Genomic DNA, 16,292 nt, shown 5'->3' on the forward strand with positions numbered 1-16,292 from the left:
GATTTTTATGTTATATGAGGCTTATAGCAAAAAGCCACACTTCCATTCAGGAACGTGCAGCTTTTGAGTTAAAACATTTGTTTAATTAGCTTAATTATTTTACCCAAGTTGTACAAAATCAGCTGGCTGCTCTGGAGCAGTTTCAGCATTATCGAACACACTGTTAACAGTCCGTTCAATATACGCAGCAGATTGTGGGTGCTGATACAGGTCAACTCCATTCTTTTGGAAAGCATCGGCCTCAGCGATCTTGTTCATCGCTGCCCTGACCGCTTCTGGTGCTAAATTGCTGGCCGCATTAGGCAAGGACAAGTTAACCTTTTTGTTATTACTGTTCAAGAATACCAATTGTAGTGTTTTGCTAGTTGTAGTCATGATTTTTACTCCTATCATAAATCTTAAATTAAACTGCTGTGGCGGATAATGGGACAGAATGTTTTTGGATTAATGTTGCTGAGCCAAGCTCGTCTTCCTGCAATTCAGACAATGCTTGACCAACCGTTGCTAATCCAGCTGCACTAACACCGGGTTTAACGTTCTTAAAGATGCGTGACTTAGTACCATCTTCGCCATATTTTTCATTCAAAAAAGTGTATTGGATTGATTGATCTAATAATTCAAAATTCATTGTAATTTACCTTTCTTAGTAAGAATTGTTTGCTTTTTGTAATCGGCTGGCGCGCTCAGTTGTCTTACACTATTACTAACGAATTGAACTGGCAAAGTGTATCACTTTAATTAAAATAATTTTTTAAGTAAGAAAATAGCCGTCCGTATCAAGGTATGGACGACTATTTAATTTCTAAATGAATTTTTAAAGCAATTATCCTTAGGACTTACGCACTGGGATTCGCTGCGCCAACTGAGCAAATTGTTGAATCGACAATTGCTCTGGTCGCACCTTGGTTTCTAGGCCTAATTCGGCAAATACCTGTGCGCGCTCAGTAGCTACTGGAAGTAACGGCTTTAGATTATTATTCAAGGTTTTACGCCTTTGGGCAAAACACATTTTAACCACCCAATTAAAATGCTCTGCATCCCCAATAGCTGGTTTATCCACAAGCGGTGTTAAAACCACCACACTAGAGTCAACTTGCGGTATGGGAATAAAGGAGCTACTTTTGACCGATAAGGCAATTTCAACCTGCATCTGTGTTTGAACCGCAATCGTTAATGGCCCATAGGCCTTAGTACCCGGCTTAGCACACAAGCGTTCTGCCACTTCTTTTTGCATCATTAAGGTTAAACTAACAAACTTTAGCTTGGCTTTATTCAAAAAGAAAATAATTGGCGTAGTAATGTAATATGGTAGATTTGCAACTACTTTAATTGGTTTGGTTAAATCGAAGAAATCTCCCAAGTCTGCTGCAAAATCAGCTTGCAAGATATCCTTCATCATTAATTCAAAGCGCTCAGCAATTGGCTCACCATTAACCTCTTTGGGCAATTCATTTTGCAAGATTTCAGGTAAGTTATCATCGACCTCATAAGCAAAAACTTTGGCGCCAGCCATCAGTAGTTGCTCTGTTAACGACCCAATGCCTGGTCCAATCTCAATTACTTGGTCATCAGGCTGAATGTCTGCTGCTTCAACAATTCCCTTGATTGCAGTTAAATCGACCAAGAAATTTTGTCCTAGACTTTTCTTAGCCCGCATAAAATAACGGTTAATAATTGCCTGCGTTCTCACTGGTGAACCAATTGGTATTTCATTACTCATTTTTAATCTCCTCAATTGCCTGCTTGAGTTCTGTCAAAGTAATCCCAAAGGTTTGCAAACGTTTGTAGAATTGTTTGGCATTACCATAACCAATTCGCAATTTAACCCCCACTTGTTCACGCAGCTTACGTGAGTTGGCACCACTAGCCAACCCTAGCTGAGCATAATCTTTGCGAGTTAGATCACTAGGAATATCTTGGGCTTCATGCAAATCCCTCAGTGCTTTAGTTAGAACTTCTTTAGACGCATGCTCAACTCCCAAAGAATTTCCCCGTTTTTGTGGTACTCCTTCTTTGCGAGTAATAAAGGCTTGCTTAGCAGAAGGCACTGCTTGAGTAACAATTCGGCGAATTCGTTCACCATTTAAATCGGGATCAGTAAAGACGATGATTTCACGTTTTGGCGCTAACGCCTTTAATTCCGTTAAGACTTCCTCAGGTACATCAGAGCCATTGGTCTCAATCGTTTCAATTCCCGGAAAAAATTGCTTCAACCTAATCGTGTCATCCTTGCCTTCAACAACCACCACTGCATTAAAATGTTTTTTAATTAAGCCCATAAACTCTCTCTGTATTCATATAAGTTGCCTGGGCAACTTCCGCTAAAGGTAAATCCTTTATTTCAGCAATCGCGCGTGCCACATAGTAAACGTTGGCTGGTTCATTTTGCTTGCCGCGATATGGCTTGGGCGTTAAATATGGTGCATCTGTTTCTACCAATAGTCGATCAAGCGGCGTCTGTTTTACCGCTTCATGAACTTCCACAGCTTTTGTAAAGGAAGCCACACCTGAATAAGAAAAATAAACATTTAAATCTAAGAACTTATTCAGCCACTCTACATTGCCATTGAAGCTATGTAAAACTGCTCCATATTCAAGATTGCTGCGACGTAAAATCTCATAACAATCGGTAAAAGCATCACGCGTATGAATATCTACCGGTAATTTTAACTCATGTGCAAGTTCAACCTGCCTTGCAAAGACTTTTCTTTGTTGATCGCGGGGACTTTCATCCCAATAATAATCTAACCCAATCTCGCCTAAAGCTACTACACCAGGAATTTGCAGCTGTTCAATCAGCTGATCTTCTGCCTGTTGATCGTAGTCTTTAGCAACATCTGGACAGTAACCGACCATTGCATAAACGTTATCAAATCGCTGACTTAAATCAATTGCTCGTCGATTAAAATCTGGATCCTGACCAACACAGATTAGCCGAGTAACACCCAATTTTTGTGCCCGTTCAAGATAAAATTCTTCTTGACCGCGAAACGGTTCATCTTGCAAATGTGTATGATTATCAATCAGTTCCATTAAGCTAACTCGGCCCCAACTTCATGTTCATCGCCAACTAGTGCTAGCTTAACTTGACCGTCTTTTTCACTTGATAAGAGCATACCTTGGCTAATGTGACCAAGCATCTTACGCGGCTTCAAATTAGTAACAGCTAACACTTTACGGTTCAGTAGTTCACTGGCATCAGGATAATATTTGCGAATGCCACTTAAGATTTGTCGTTCCTCGCCATCACCAAAATCGAGTTGGAATTGCAGTAACTTATTTGAACCTTTAACTGGTTCAACTGCCAAAATCTTCCCCACTCTAATCTTCACTTTATCAAAATCATCAATCGTAATTTCCGGATCATGACTTTGTTTTTGACTGCGACTTTGCTTTTTAGGCTTAGCCTTAGCCATTTCAGCCTTAATATACTTAACTTCTTCTTCAGGTTTTAATCGTGGATAAATCGGTGTTGGCTTGTCTGTTACCTGGACATTCCAAGCAAAATTGCCAAAAGCTAACACTTTTTGCTCAGCATTATTCCAATCTAAGCCTAATTGCTTGAACATCTCAACTGGTGTTCTCGTCATAATTGGCGCAATTAATAGTGCAACTAACCGTAAACTCTCGGCTAAGTTGGACATTACTCGTGACAACTCTTGCGTCTTGCCAGCTTTATTTAGCGACCACGGCATCGTTTCATCAATGTACTTGTTAGCCCGACCAATAAACTTCCAGATAACATCAATTGCTTGCGTAAAGTAGAGTTTATCCATATTCTTTTGGTATTCAGCAATCGTTTCGCCAGCTGCGTCAGCTAGCGCTTGTCCCAATTTGTCTTGTTCTTGGGCAATTGGGGCGACATGTCCTGCTTCATACTGATTAATCATTGAAACTGTTCGATTAAGTAAGTTGCCTAGGTCATTAGCCAAGTCAAAGTTGACCCGCTCAACGAAGTCTTCTGGAGTAAAGACCCCATCTGAACCAAATGGCAAAGCCCGCATTAAATAGTACCGCAAGGCATCAACACCATAACGACTGGTAATTGATTCCGGATAAACCGCATTACCTTTTGATTTCGACATTTTGCCGTCTTTCATCAAGACCCAGCCATGACCAATCACGTGCTTTGGCAATGGCAAATCAAGTGCCATTAACATAATTGGCCAATAAATTGTGTGAAAACGTACAATTTCTTTACCAACTAAATGAACATCAGCTGGCCAATATTTTTTGAATAATGAGTCATCATCTGAGCCATATCCTAGGGCAGTAATATAGTTAGATAAAGCATCAATCCAGACATAAACCACATGCTTAGGATCGCTTGGTACAGGAATTCCCCAAGACACAGTAGTCCTGGTAACTGATAGATCCTCAAGTCCAGGTTTAATAAAGTTATTGACCATTTCTTTTTCACGAGAATGTGGCAAAATAAATTCAGGATGATCTTGATAATATTGGTAAAGACGATCCGCATATTTGCTCATTTTGAAGAAATAAGATGGTTCTTTAACTAATTGCACGTCATGACCCGATGGAGCCTTGCCACCAATTACATTGCCAGCATCATCTTTATAAACTTCTGCTAGTTGTGATTCAGTAAAATATTCTTCGTCTTCTACTGAGTACCAACCAGTATATTCACCTAAATAAATATCGCCTTGTTTTAGTAAACGCTCAAAGATTTTTTGGACACCTTTGACATGTTCTTCATCAGTCGTCCGGATAAACTTATCATAAGAAATATCTAGACTTTCCCACAATGTCTTATAGGTTTTAACCATGTTATCCACAAATTCTTGCGGCTTAACACCTTGCTTTTCAGCCTTTTGTTCAATCTTGAGACCATGTTCATCTGTCCCAGTCAAAAAGAAGGTATCGTAGCCCTGACTCCGTTTATAACGAGCAATTACATCAGCAGCAATTGTTGTATAAGCATTACCAATTGTCAATCGGCCAGACGGATAATAAATTGGGGTTGTTACATAAAAAGTTTTTTGCTCAGCCATATTTGTCTCCTTAAGAAATTTTGGTTTTTCATTCCATTATACTACACTAAAAAAGCAGCAGAACTGGATTATTAACTTTTTGAGTAGCTTTTCACTCAATAAATAGTTGATCAAAATAACTTTGAATTTTAATTTTACTTTCGGTAAACTAACAATAGAAGTTGCTAAGATGGTGCTGTTTCAATCAGAAGGTCGTGGTGCTTATGTACTAAATCTTCATGAAAGGAACAGTAAGTATTCTAATAAATACTTTTTTCGCAATTGGTGCGGCAATTATTTTTGGTTTTTATTTGTTGACTGAGATTACCAATTCAATGACTGAATTAGTAATAGCAGCAGACAAATTGCTAAGAGCAATTGTTAAACTGATTAAAGTAATTAAGAAATTAATTGCAAAGAAATAACCATCTTGCTATGGAAGGCGATGGTTTTATTTCTTAAATAAAATTGTTGTCAGTCACCATCTTTGATGGCTTCTTAGAAGAGAGTTATGCGACAACATAACTCTCTTTTCATTTACATGATAACACATTTTTCATGCAGAATTAAATCTTAAAAATTTTTGGCTTTTATTTATTAACTGCGATCATAAATTCAATGACTGAATTTATAACATCAGCGGACAAATTGCTAAACTGATTGAAGTAATTAAAGAATTAATTGCAAAGAAATAACCATCTTGCTTTGACCGGCGATGGTTTATTTCTCTAAATAATTATAAGGTTAGCCACCATCTTTGATGGCTTATTAAAAGAAAGTTATGTTAGAGCATATCTCTCCATTTCTATTTTATCACGATTCACTAAAGAAATAAAAAATTATTTTTCATTCGCTACTTTTTATTCCCATTCAATCGTTGATGGCGGCTTACTCGTCACATCGTAAACTACGCGGTTGATGTTCGGAACTTCATCGACTATGCGCGTTGAGATTTTTTGTAAAACATCCCAAGGTAAATGCGCAAAATCCGCGGTCATTCCATCAACCGAAGTAACTGCACGAATCCCAATCGTATAATCGTATGTTCGACCATCACCCATGACGCCAACTGACTTAATGCCTGGCAGCACTGTGAAGTATTGCCAGACTTCCTGCTCCAAGTCCGCCTTTTTAATTTCATCTCGCAAAACCGCATCACTATCGCGAACAATTTTTAATTTATCCTCCGTAACCTCGCCCAAGACACGAATTCCTAGACCTGGTCCCGGAAATGGCTGCCGCCAGACTAAATCATGTGGAATACCTAGTTTTTCCCCTAATTCACGAACCTCATCTTTAAATAACTTGCGCAATGGCTCAATCAATTTAAAGTGCATGTCTTCTGGCAAACCACCCACATTATGGTGGGATTTAATCGTCTGTGCAGTGTTAGTCCCGCTCTCAATCACATCAGTATACAGCGTGCCTTGTGCTAAGAAGTCAACTTCCTGCATTTTTTGTGCTTCTTGGTTAAAGACTTCAATAAATTCATTACCGATAATTTTCCGCTTTTGTTCAGGATCAGTTACCCCTTTTAACTTGGTCAAAAAACGTTCTTGAGCATTCACACGGATAATGTTCACGCCTAAATCTTGGTTCAAAGCCGCCATGACTTCGTCGCCTTCATTTTTGCGCAGCATTCCGTGATCAACAAAAATAGCAGTTAGTTGGTCGCCAATCGCTTTGTGGAGCAGCGTTGCAGTCACACTCGAATCAACTCCGCCCGACAAACCTAAGATGACTTTTTTATCCCCAACTTCGGCTCTAATCTGTTCAACTTGCATTTCGATAAAATCGTCCATTGTCCAGTTGGCCTTAGCCTGACAAACTTTAAACGCAAAGTTGCGCAGAATATCTAAGCCATACTGCGTGTTGCGCACTTCAGCGTGAAATTGAATTCCGTAAAATTGTTCTGCCTCATTGGCAATGGCAGCAATTGGGCAATTCTTACTTGAGGCTACCGTCTTAAAACCTGCTGGTGCTTCAGTCACCAAATCGCCGTGACTCATCCAGACAAATTCTTTGGCAGGCAGATTATCAAACAAAATCGAATTAGGGTCTTCCACCTGAATATCCGCACGACCATATTCGGAATTAGCTGCTTTTTCAACCTTGCCATCCAAATAATGCGACATTAGCTGCATTCCGTAGCAAATTCCCAAAATAGGAATTCCTAATTTAAAGATTGCTGGATCAACATTAAGCGCACCTTCATCATAGATACTGTTAGGACCACCAGAAAAAATAATCCCTTTAGGATTAATTTGTTTGATCTTTTCCATGCTAATATCATGCGGTAAAAGTTCAGAATAAATACCAAAATCGCGCAAACGGCGCGTAATTAGTTGATTATATTGACTGCCAAAGTCCAGCACGATTATTTCGTCAAAATCTGCCATTGCTTTTTTCACGCTGCACACCCTTTTCATTTTCTAAACGACATATCTAAATTAATTCAACTGTACTAAGAATTAAGCTAACGGTCAACCTTTTTTTCATCCAGCAACAGATTTTAACGAATTATATCTTATAAGTTGTCCCAATAATTCGTTTTTTTGAAAATTTTATTCTTGCACAAGTTCATCTGCTTTGTTAGAATGCGTTCATCAAGTAAATATTGATCTGTATATTGTCGTAATCAGGGCGGCAGTTTCTACTCAGAACCGTAAATTCTGAACTATGGGTCAAGTAGCAATTTGGGCAGTTAAGCTGACTGCTTTAAGGGCTTCTTTGACCGTTTTTAGGTGAAAGAAGCCCTTATTTTTTTCAAGGAGGAAATTGTGAAGTTATTAGAAGATCGCATTCGGCGTGATGGTGAAGTTTTACCCGGTAATGTCCTAAAAATCAATTCATTTTTAAATCATCAGGTTGATCCCGAACTAATGATGGCAGTCGGACAAGAATTCGCCCGCCTTTTTCAAGATAGCGGCATTACCAAAGTCTTAACTTGCGAAGCATCTGGGATTGCTCCCGGCATCATGGCCGCTTTTGAACTCCGCGTTCCCATGGTCTTTGCCCGCAAAAAGAAGCCGTCCACTCTCAATGACGCTGTCTACTGGGCAGATGTGTTCTCCTATACCAAAAAAGTAACTAACAAAATTTGCGTTGAACAAAAATTCCTCAGTAAAGATGATAATCTACTAATCGTCGATGACTTTTTAGCTCATGGTGAAGCTGTCAAAGGGCTAATTAGTGTGGCCGAGCAGGCCCATACCAATGTTGCCGGAGTAGGCGTTGTAGTTGCGAAAAGTTTCCAAGGTGGCAGCGACTGGGTCAAAGACCATGGTTATCGGCTGGAAGCCCTCGCTAACATTACTAACTTTACAGACGGCAAAGTAGTATTTGCGGGTGAAGCATAATGGCGCAAACAGAAGTCAGCCATCAAAAAGCCGCCGTTTTAGGATTACAACACCTATTGGCCATGTATTCTGGAGCCGTGGCTGTTCCTTTATTAATCGGTACTGCCCTCAAGTTCTCTGCCAGCCAAATGACTTATCTAGTTTCGATCGATATTTTCATGTGTGGCTTGGCGACACTTTTGCAGTTACTGACTAACAAGTTCTTTGGCATTGGTTTTCCAGTAATCTTGGGTTGTGCGATCCAAGCTGTAGCCCCCTTGCAGATGATTGGTCAAAAGTTCTCCATCAATGACATGTATGGCGCAATTATTGTGGCGGGGATTTTCGTAGTGCTAATCGCGGGAATTTTTGCTAAAATCAAACGCTTCTTTCCACCTGTGGTAACCGGAACGCTAATTACTACTATTGGCTTAACGCTAATTCCAGTTGCGATCGAGAATATGGGTGGCGGCAACGCTAGTGCTAAAGACTTCGGGAGTGGCCAAAATTTGCTATTAGCCTTTGTGACTATGATTATTATTCTAGCATTTGAAATCTGGGCTAAAGGCTTTTTGCAATCAATCTCCGTCCTAATCGGTCTGATCGCCGGTACCATCATTGCCGCCTGCATGGGCTTAGTATCTTTTGAACCTGTCTTTGATGCTTCATGGTTTCACTTACCGCAATTGTTCTACTTTGGCGTGCCCAAATTCGAGTGGTCATCAAGTATAACCATGATTATTATTGCGCTAGTTTCTATGGTTGAATCAACTGGTGTTTTCTTTGCTACTGGAGATTTAATACACCATAATCTAACCGAAACTGATCTCAAAAAGGGTTACCGCGCAGAAGGCCTTGCCCAAATCTTTGGCGGCTTATTTAATGCCTTTCCTTACACCACCTTTTCACAAAATGTTGGTCTGCTGCAACTGTCTGGAATTAAAACCAAACGTCCAATTTATTGGGCTGCAGGTCTACTGATGACAATGGGCCTCTTACCTAAAATCGGTGCGCTAGTTACGATTATCCCGACTGCAGTTTTAGGTGGCGCAATGATTGTAATGTTTACTATGATTGCTGTACAAGGAATGAAGACCTTAACTAAAGTTGACTTGAGTAATAATAACAACGTATTAATTATTGCCATTTCGATTGGACTTGGCTTAGGAGTAACCATTTATCCACAGCTTTTCCAAAACTTACCTGATACAGTGCAACTTTTTCTGTCTAACGGGATTGTGATTACTAGTCTGTCGGCTACAATTCTAAATGTTTTGCTCAATCATCAGACAACTTCAAATTAATCACAAAGCAACTTCAAACCGAAGTTGCTTTTTTTCAATACTTGGCAATTTTAGTTTGCTAGTTAGTGCCTTTTTTTAATACAATAGTAGATAAAGCAAAAAGAGAGGTAAAATTTATGAAACAAACAGAATGTACCACAATTTTAGTTGGTAAAAATGCTTCAATTGACGGTTCAACCATGATTGCCAGAAGCGAAGATGGCGGTCGAACAATTATTCCAGAGAGCTTTGAAGTAGTAACACCTGAAAAGCAACCCAAGCATTATGAAAGTGTGATTAGCCACCAAAAGATCGATGACGAAGATCTTTTAGCTAATCCGCTGCGTTACACTAGTGCACCCGACGTTTCTGGAGAGAGCGGAATCTGGGCAGCAGCTGGGATTAATTCTGACAATGTTGCTATGACCGCTACTGAAACCATCACTACTAATTCCCGCATTCAAGGGATTGATCCACTAACTACTGAAGGTGGTCTTGGCGAAGAAGACTTTGTTACCTTGACCTTACCATACCTGCACTGTGCCCACGATGGCGTTAAACGCGTCGGCTACTTATTAGAAAAATATGGCACCTATGAAATGAACGGCATGGCTTTTGCTGACAACGACGAAGTCTGGTACCTTGAAACTATTGGCGGACATCATTGGATTGCTCGCCGCATTCCAGATGATGCTTATGTTGTTGCACCCAACCGTTTAAATATCGACGAATTTCACTTTGGTCAAGACGGTTACGAAGCAGACAGCGGCTTAGAAGGTTTAATTGCCAAATATCAACTAAATCCTGACCGTGAAGGTTACAACATGCGTCACATTTTTGGTAGTTCAACCATTAAGGACGCTCACTACAACAACCCACGTGCTTGGTTTGTTCACAATTATTTTGATCCAAACTTTGGTAGTGAGCCAAGTGACCAAGAACAACCATTTATTTGCTATGCTAATCGTAAAATTAGTATCGAAGATATTGAATGGATCGAGAGTTCACACTACCAAGACACTCCTTATGATGTATATGGTTCAGAAGGGACTGAAGCCCAGAAGAAGGCCTTTCGTCCAATCGGTTTAAACCGTAATTTTGAAACCCATATTTTGCAAGTCAGAAATAATGTTCCTAGTGAAGTTGCAGGCGTACAGTGGTTAGCCTTTGGTCCAAATACATTCAATTGTATGGTGCCTTTCTATACTAATGTAGAAACTACCCCAGCTTGTTTCCAAACTGGCCCTAAGTTTGACTTAAAACAAATCTTTTGGCTGAATAAATTGACTGCCCAACTTGGTGATACCAACTTTAAGGTCTATGGTGAATTAGAAAATGATTTTGAGCAAAAATCACAAGCACAATGCCATATGGTGCAACACCAGACTGATGACAAGGCAGCCACTTTAACTGGCAAAGAATTGCAAGCTGCATTAACTGCAGCTAACGAGCAAATGGCTGACCAAGTTTACAACAATACTGTCGAACTACTCGGCAATATGGTTGATGAAGGTCACGGCTTAATGACACTGAAATACGATTTACTCGATTAATTAATGATAAAAATAAAACCGCTCAGATTAATTCCTGAGTGGCTTTTTTAATGCGAAAAATAACTTTTTAGATGTATTATCGATAACAACTTCATTATAACTAAAAAATGTCTGTTACTTAGATTGTTTTAAATATTTATTTTTATCCTTTGCTTAACCTTATTAAATTGACATAAATTCTATCTTTACTTTTTGATTAGTCGCTTGGGCAATTTCACTCAACAACTTTGTAGAAGCATTCATAGAACCACTCTCAATTCGCGCAATTGTAGATTGCGGCTTACCCACTAACTTTGCAAATTCTCTTTGACTTAAGCCAAGACTGTTTCGCAAATCTCTTACTTGTACAGCAACTTCAAGGTTCATATTATCCTGAACTGCTTCTTTGGCAAATTCAGAATCGCGCATACTTCGTTCACGCGCATACTCATCAATTTTACTCATTATTTTTACCTCTTCCAAAATCATTTCTTCTATTCTTAGCCTTACTTATTTCCTTAGTAGGTGTTTTTTGATCCTTTTTAGTAAAGCCATGCATTATAACATAATGATTATTTTCAAAATGAAAATAAATTGCTCTTTGAATGTTCGAGGAATATTGGCTACGAATTTCAAACAAATTACTTTCTAATTTCTTAACCCATTTTTGACGGCTAGCTATTGTAACCCATAAAATTCAATATTATTAATCATTGCATACAACTTAGCCGCTTCTTTAGCTGGTAAACTGTCTAAAAATGATTTGAATTCTTGCCAATCATAGTAATCAAATTCAATTTTCTTCATAGACATATGATAGCATGCTTGCTATCATATGGCAAAATTACTCTATGCAGTTAACCTAAAATCTAAAAAAGCTTGAAGCACCTTAGCTTCAAGCATTTTTTTGTATTAATTATTTTTCTATTACATCTTGAATGGTGACATCTGCACCAAGCTGCTGCATCTTGGTCTCAACCCGATCATAGCCACGCAAAATATTATCTGCGTTGTTGATCACAGTTGTACCATCTGCCATTAAACCAGCAATCATCAAACAAGCACCAGCCCGAATTTCACCAGCCGAAACTGTCGCACCATGTAATTGGTGTGATGGATGAACTAAAATAATGCCATCTTCAGCCTTAATATCCGCACCCATCTTGCATAACTGCTCTATATGACCAGTTCGCTTAGGATAAACTTGATCAATAATGACGCCTTCACCAGCTTTAGCAGACAACAACAACGGAGTTACAGGTTGCTGTAAATCTGTCGCAAAGCCAGGATAGGAATCAGTCTTGATCTGAATCATCCTAAGATCCCCTGCCGGATAAACATAAACTGAATCCTCATCCGCATCAAGCACAACGCCCATCTCTTCAACTTTTGCAAGGTAAGAATCAAGGTGTTCCTCAATAATATTATGAATTCGCACACCATTACCGATACACCCTGCCAAAGCAATGTAAGTACCTGCTTCAATGCGGTCAGGAATAATGGTATGTGGTGTCTGCGCTTTAAGCTGGGCCACGCCCTCAATGCGAATGGAGTCAGTGCCAGCACCACGAATTTGAGCACCCATATTATTCAAAAAAGTCGCCAAATCAATTATTTCTGGTTCTTTAGCCGCATTATCAATAATAGTTTGTCCATGGGCCGTTACGCTGGCCATGATAATATTCATTGTCGCCCCCACAGACGGCATTTTCAGATGAATAGTTGCTCCATGTAGTCCATCTTTAGGAGCAGTAAGTATTATTTGATCATTTTCATTTTTTACACATGCACCCAGAGCTTCAAAGCCCTTAACATGCTGGTCGATGGGGCGAGGTCCAATATCATCCCCACCAGGAAAGCCCACAACAGCCTTGCCAAAACGACCAAGAAGTGCCCCCATAAAATAATATGAGGCACGTAAACTCTTGATCTTACCACTTGGTAGTGGACTCATCTTAATGTTTTCTGGATCAATGCACAAAGTCGTCCCGTTGAATTCACAAACGACATCCATTTCACTCAACAAATCCATTAAGTTGTCGACATCAGCAATCCTTGGAACACCTTCCAAAGTTACCTTTGTCCGTGACAAAATTGATGCTGGAATTAGCGCCACAGTTGAATTCTTCGCGCCACCAATCCAGACATCTCCTTGTAGGGGCTTTCCACCATGAATTATCATTTGCTTCATTGGCGAAAAAATCCTTTTCTAATTTCGATTAGTCATAATAATGTTAAAGGAATTTTACAGAAAAGACAAGAGAAGACCACTATTGTCCCTATTAAAAAATTAAAATTTATTACTATGTTAATTTTTATTAAAACTTCTTAACTGGTAAATCACTAGCTGCGCCAATGAAGGAGCGGAACAAACCCTCTGCCTTTTGTGGTCTACTTAAAAACTCTGGGTGATATTGAGCAGCCACAAAGAATTTATTTTGCGGAATTTCAATGATTTCAACCAAATGATTATCAGGCGAAACACCAGAAAAGATCATACCAGCTTTTTCAAAAGCATCACGATATTCATTATTAAATTCGTAGCGGTGACGATGACGCTCTTGAATAACCTCTTGGTTATCATAAGCTGCCGCGGTCTTAGTGCCCTTTTTCAGTGCTGCTGGATAAAGTCCCAAACGCAAAGTACCGCCAAGGTTTTCTTCATCACGCTTATCAGCCATAATATCAATTACATTATGCTTAGTATTCGGATCAACTTCGGTTGTGTTAGCATCTTGCAAGCCTAAAACATTGCGAGCAAATTCAACGGTTGCCATTTGCATCCCTAAACAGATACCTAAGTATGGCAAGTCATGTTCACGAGCATACTTAATTGCGATAACCATGCCCTCTAAACCACGTGAACCAAAACCACCAGGTACAATTAAGCCAGCAGAATCCTTTAGATAATCAGCAATGTTATCTTCAGTAATATCCTCTGCTTGGACTTTATTAACCTCAATTTTACTATCATATAGATAACCCGCATGTTGCAAGGCATCAGTTACTGAAATATAAGCATCTTCTAGTTCAACATATTTACCAACTAACGTTATCTTAGTAGTATGATGTAAGTTCTTAGCACGTTCATCGAGCTTCGTCCATTCACGCATATCAGCTGTTTGCTTAGGACTAGTAATATGTAAAAAGTCACATACCTTTTGATCCATGCCTTGATCTTGAAAAGAAAGTGGCAAATCAAATAGCGATGGCGCGTCAATTGATTCAATGATTCGGTCAACTGGTACATCAGTAAAAGTTGAAATCTTGTCTTTCAATTCTTGCGCAACTGGCTTCTCAGCACGCAACACTAGCATGTTAGGTTGAATTCCAATACTGCGTAGTTCAGCTACAGAGTGCTGAGTTGGCTTAGTTTTCATTTCTTTAGCAGCATGTAAATATGGAACTAAGGTACAGTGAATGTACATTACATTTTCTTCGCCAACTTCGCGTCGCATCTGTCTAATTGCTTCCATAAATGGTGTCGATTCAATATCGCCAACTGTCCCGCCAATTTCAGAAATAACTACATCTGAATCAGTAGTCAGACCAGCACGCATGATCTTTTGTTTAATCATATCCGTAATATGCGGGATGACCTGAACCGTAGCACCGTGATAATCACCACGGCGTTCTTTTTCCAAAACTTCTTTATAAATCTTACCAGTCGTTACATTAGAATACTTACTAGTGCGCACATCGACAATTCGTTCGTAATGTCCTAAATCAAGATCAGCTTCTGTACCGTCATCGGTTACAAAAACCTCACCATGTTGATAGGGATTCATGGTACCTGGATCGATATTAATATACGGATCAAACTTTTGCATTGTTACTTTTAGTCCGCGATTTTTTAGTAGACGGCCTAAACTTGACCCTGTAATTCCTTTACCAAGAGACGATACCACGCCACCAGTAACGAAGATATATTTTGTCATTAGCCAAACTCCTTTTTAAGAAAATACAGAAAAATAATCAAAAATAAAAAAAGCTCCCATAAAGGGAGCATAGTTGCACATAAGGTGCCCAAGTAAAATACTAGCGATTTTTAACACCAATGTCAAGCTAATTATTCTTCTTCGCCGTCGTCATCTTCATCATCATCTAATTCAGATAATTGACCTTCAATTCCATCCGGCAATTCTTCTTCATCAGGTTCATCATCGATATCGGCTTCAGCATCAAAGTCATCAGCATCATCACTAGCAACAGCATCCAGATCTTCATCTTCTGGATCATCGTTATCATAGTCGATAATATCATCACTGCCAGTAGCATCGGCTAAGAAAGCATTAACCTTTTGATGGTGAGTTCTGGTATCTTCTTGATCTTCATCTTCTGGGTGGTTAACCTCTTCATCAACAGATTCATATGGAAACCATGACCGCAAAGCCCAGATATTCTCCCCCATTGAGATGAATTCACCATTGGTGTTCATATCTGTATAAAATTGTGGCAGACGTTCACGAATCTCTTCGTCACTTTCACCTAAGAAGTTCTGTACCGCATTAACAATATCGGCAAAGGCCATTCTTTTGTTATTATCTTCTAAAATCGCGCGAGCAACTTCGATCATCGATAATTCGTTACGATTTTTATCTTTAAAGTCGTTTAATCCCACAGTTGCATTCCTCTCTTTTAACAATCATTCTTATTTTACTAGGCGTTTAGCTAAAAAGCAACGTGACAGTATAGTTACCTATTAAGTATAGTCCACTAAAGAGGTCATATTCAATCTGAAGTTCTTTAGTAGCAGCATTTTTAGTGAAAAATTTAAGTAATTTGGTCTTACTAGTTAAATCCGTCTGATACCCAGCAGCAATCATTTTACAAGCTTTCGTCTCATAGCTATTGAAATGCAGCAATGAATAGTTTTGCTCATCTTGACTACGCTTAATGATGACATCATCTGCTTTAATAACTAGCTTAACAACGGTTGTCGCATCTTCTTGATAAGTTACCCTAGTAATCCCATTTTGCTGCGTCAATTGACCATTTGCTTGATGAGTAAAAGTTTCTGTTTCTTCTGCCTGCCTAATTGTACTTGTAAAAGTTACCTTAATGTCACTCATTTGCGCTAAAACCCCATCCATCTTAAACATTTAGCTAATTATTTGTTATAATTTTAGTTAGATAAGACTATTTTAA

At 39.1% G+C, this 16,292-nt stretch carries 16 protein-coding genes, 1 pseudogene and 1 riboswitch; of the genes and pseudogenes, 4 read left to right on the top strand and 13 right to left on the bottom strand.

The features are described from left to right. Positions 1–99: 99 nt before the first annotated feature. The 6 genes from OZX56_RS07690 to metG form a co-directional block, all read right to left on the bottom strand. On the bottom strand, positions 100–375 hold the full coding sequence (locus tag OZX56_RS07690; RefSeq protein ID WP_277125789.1) for a DUF2922 domain-containing protein: 276 nt from the start codon (positions 373–375) through the stop codon (positions 100–102). A 28-nt stretch (positions 376–403) separates the two neighbouring features. Continuing rightward, on the bottom strand, positions 404–628 hold the full coding sequence (locus OZX56_RS07695) for a DUF1659 domain-containing protein (protein ID WP_277139480.1): 225 nt from the start codon (positions 626–628) through the stop codon (positions 404–406). 201 nt (positions 629–829) lie between these two features. Further along, positions 830–1,720 (bottom strand): 16S rRNA (adenine(1518)-N(6)/adenine(1519)-N(6))-dimethyltransferase RsmA, encoded by an 891-nt coding sequence (gene rsmA, locus OZX56_RS07700; protein ID WP_277139481.1) that lies wholly within the window; start codon positions 1,718–1,720, stop codon positions 830–832. Continuing rightward, the gene (gene rnmV, locus OZX56_RS07705) at positions 1,713–2,279 is read right to left on the bottom strand and encodes a ribonuclease M5 (RefSeq protein WP_277139482.1); all 567 of its coding nucleotides are present in this window, start codon (positions 2,277–2,279) and stop codon (positions 1,713–1,715) included. The genes rsmA and rnmV overlap by 8 nt, the downstream gene beginning before the upstream one ends. Then, entirely contained in the window at positions 2,266–3,033 is a 768-nt protein-coding gene (locus tag OZX56_RS07710) for a TatD family hydrolase (protein ID WP_277139483.1), read from the bottom strand. The genes rnmV and OZX56_RS07710 overlap by 14 nt, the downstream gene beginning before the upstream one ends. After that, the gene (metG, locus tag OZX56_RS07715; protein ID WP_277139484.1) at positions 3,033–5,012 is read right to left on the bottom strand and encodes a methionine--tRNA ligase; all 1,980 of its coding nucleotides are present in this window, start codon (positions 5,010–5,012) and stop codon (positions 3,033–3,035) included. The genes OZX56_RS07710 and metG overlap by 1 nt, the downstream gene beginning before the upstream one ends. 218 nt (positions 5,013–5,230) lie before the next feature. Between metG and OZX56_RS07720 the strand changes: the two genes are divergently transcribed. Next, complete coding sequence (locus OZX56_RS07720) at positions 5,231–5,416, top strand: hypothetical protein (RefSeq protein WP_277139485.1); 186 nt, start codon at positions 5,231–5,233, stop codon at positions 5,414–5,416. A 435-nt stretch (positions 5,417–5,851) separates the two neighbouring features. Here the strand turns inward: OZX56_RS07720 and guaA are convergent, their stop codons facing one another. Next, positions 5,852–7,390 (bottom strand): glutamine-hydrolyzing GMP synthase, encoded by a 1,539-nt coding sequence (guaA, locus tag OZX56_RS07725; protein WP_280923764.1) that lies wholly within the window; start codon positions 7,388–7,390, stop codon positions 5,852–5,854. Positions 7,391–7,593: 203 nt separating this feature from the next. Then, positions 7,594–7,691, top strand: a riboswitch (purine riboswitch). Positions 7,692–7,771: 80 nt separating this feature from the next. Between guaA and OZX56_RS07730 the strand changes: the two genes are divergently transcribed. From OZX56_RS07730 to OZX56_RS07740, 3 genes are all read left to right on the top strand, one after another. Continuing rightward, positions 7,772–8,350: a xanthine phosphoribosyltransferase gene (locus OZX56_RS07730; protein ID WP_277139487.1), complete on the top strand. Its 579-nt coding sequence runs from the start codon at positions 7,772–7,774 to the stop codon at positions 8,348–8,350. After that, the gene (locus tag OZX56_RS07735; protein ID WP_277125778.1) at positions 8,350–9,633 is read left to right on the top strand and encodes a nucleobase:cation symporter-2 family protein; all 1,284 of its coding nucleotides are present in this window, start codon (positions 8,350–8,352) and stop codon (positions 9,631–9,633) included. The genes OZX56_RS07730 and OZX56_RS07735 overlap by 1 nt, the downstream gene beginning before the upstream one ends. 116 nt (positions 9,634–9,749) lie before the next feature. Beyond that, positions 9,750–11,165, top strand: coding sequence for a C69 family dipeptidase (locus tag OZX56_RS07740; RefSeq protein ID WP_277139488.1), 1,416 nt, complete (start codon positions 9,750–9,752; stop codon positions 11,163–11,165). Positions 11,166–11,327: 162 nt separating this feature from the next. Here the strand turns inward: OZX56_RS07740 and OZX56_RS07745 are convergent, their stop codons facing one another. From OZX56_RS07745 to OZX56_RS07770, 6 genes and pseudogenes are all read right to left on the bottom strand, one after another. Continuing rightward, positions 11,328–11,609: a helix-turn-helix transcriptional regulator gene (locus OZX56_RS07745; protein WP_277139489.1), complete on the bottom strand. Its 282-nt coding sequence runs from the start codon at positions 11,607–11,609 to the stop codon at positions 11,328–11,330. Continuing rightward, positions 11,602–11,951: pseudogene (locus OZX56_RS07750) on the bottom strand (type II toxin-antitoxin system RelE/ParE family toxin). The gene OZX56_RS07745 and the pseudogene OZX56_RS07750 overlap by 8 nt, the downstream one beginning before the upstream one ends. Positions 11,952–12,060: 109 nt before the next feature. Beyond that, positions 12,061–13,335: a UDP-N-acetylglucosamine 1-carboxyvinyltransferase gene (locus OZX56_RS07755; RefSeq protein ID WP_277139490.1), complete on the bottom strand. Its 1,275-nt coding sequence runs from the start codon at positions 13,333–13,335 to the stop codon at positions 12,061–12,063. 127 nt (positions 13,336–13,462) lie between these two features. Further along, positions 13,463–15,082, bottom strand: a complete 1,620-nt coding sequence (locus OZX56_RS07760; protein ID WP_277125774.1) for a CTP synthase — start codon at positions 15,080–15,082, stop codon at positions 13,463–13,465. Between the two features lie 131 nt (positions 15,083–15,213). Continuing rightward, positions 15,214–15,765: a DNA-directed RNA polymerase subunit delta gene (gene rpoE, locus OZX56_RS07765; protein ID WP_277125773.1), complete on the bottom strand. Its 552-nt coding sequence runs from the start codon at positions 15,763–15,765 to the stop codon at positions 15,214–15,216. A 46-nt stretch (positions 15,766–15,811) separates the two neighbouring features. Beyond that, the gene (locus OZX56_RS07770; RefSeq protein ID WP_277139491.1) at positions 15,812–16,237 is read right to left on the bottom strand and encodes a DUF1934 domain-containing protein; all 426 of its coding nucleotides are present in this window, start codon (positions 16,235–16,237) and stop codon (positions 15,812–15,814) included. Positions 16,238–16,292 lie beyond the last annotated feature (55 nt).

The sequence above is a fragment of the Lactobacillus sp. ESL0684 genome (assembly GCF_029392675.1).
Classification (GTDB): Bacteria; Bacillota; Bacilli; order Lactobacillales; family Lactobacillaceae; genus Lactobacillus.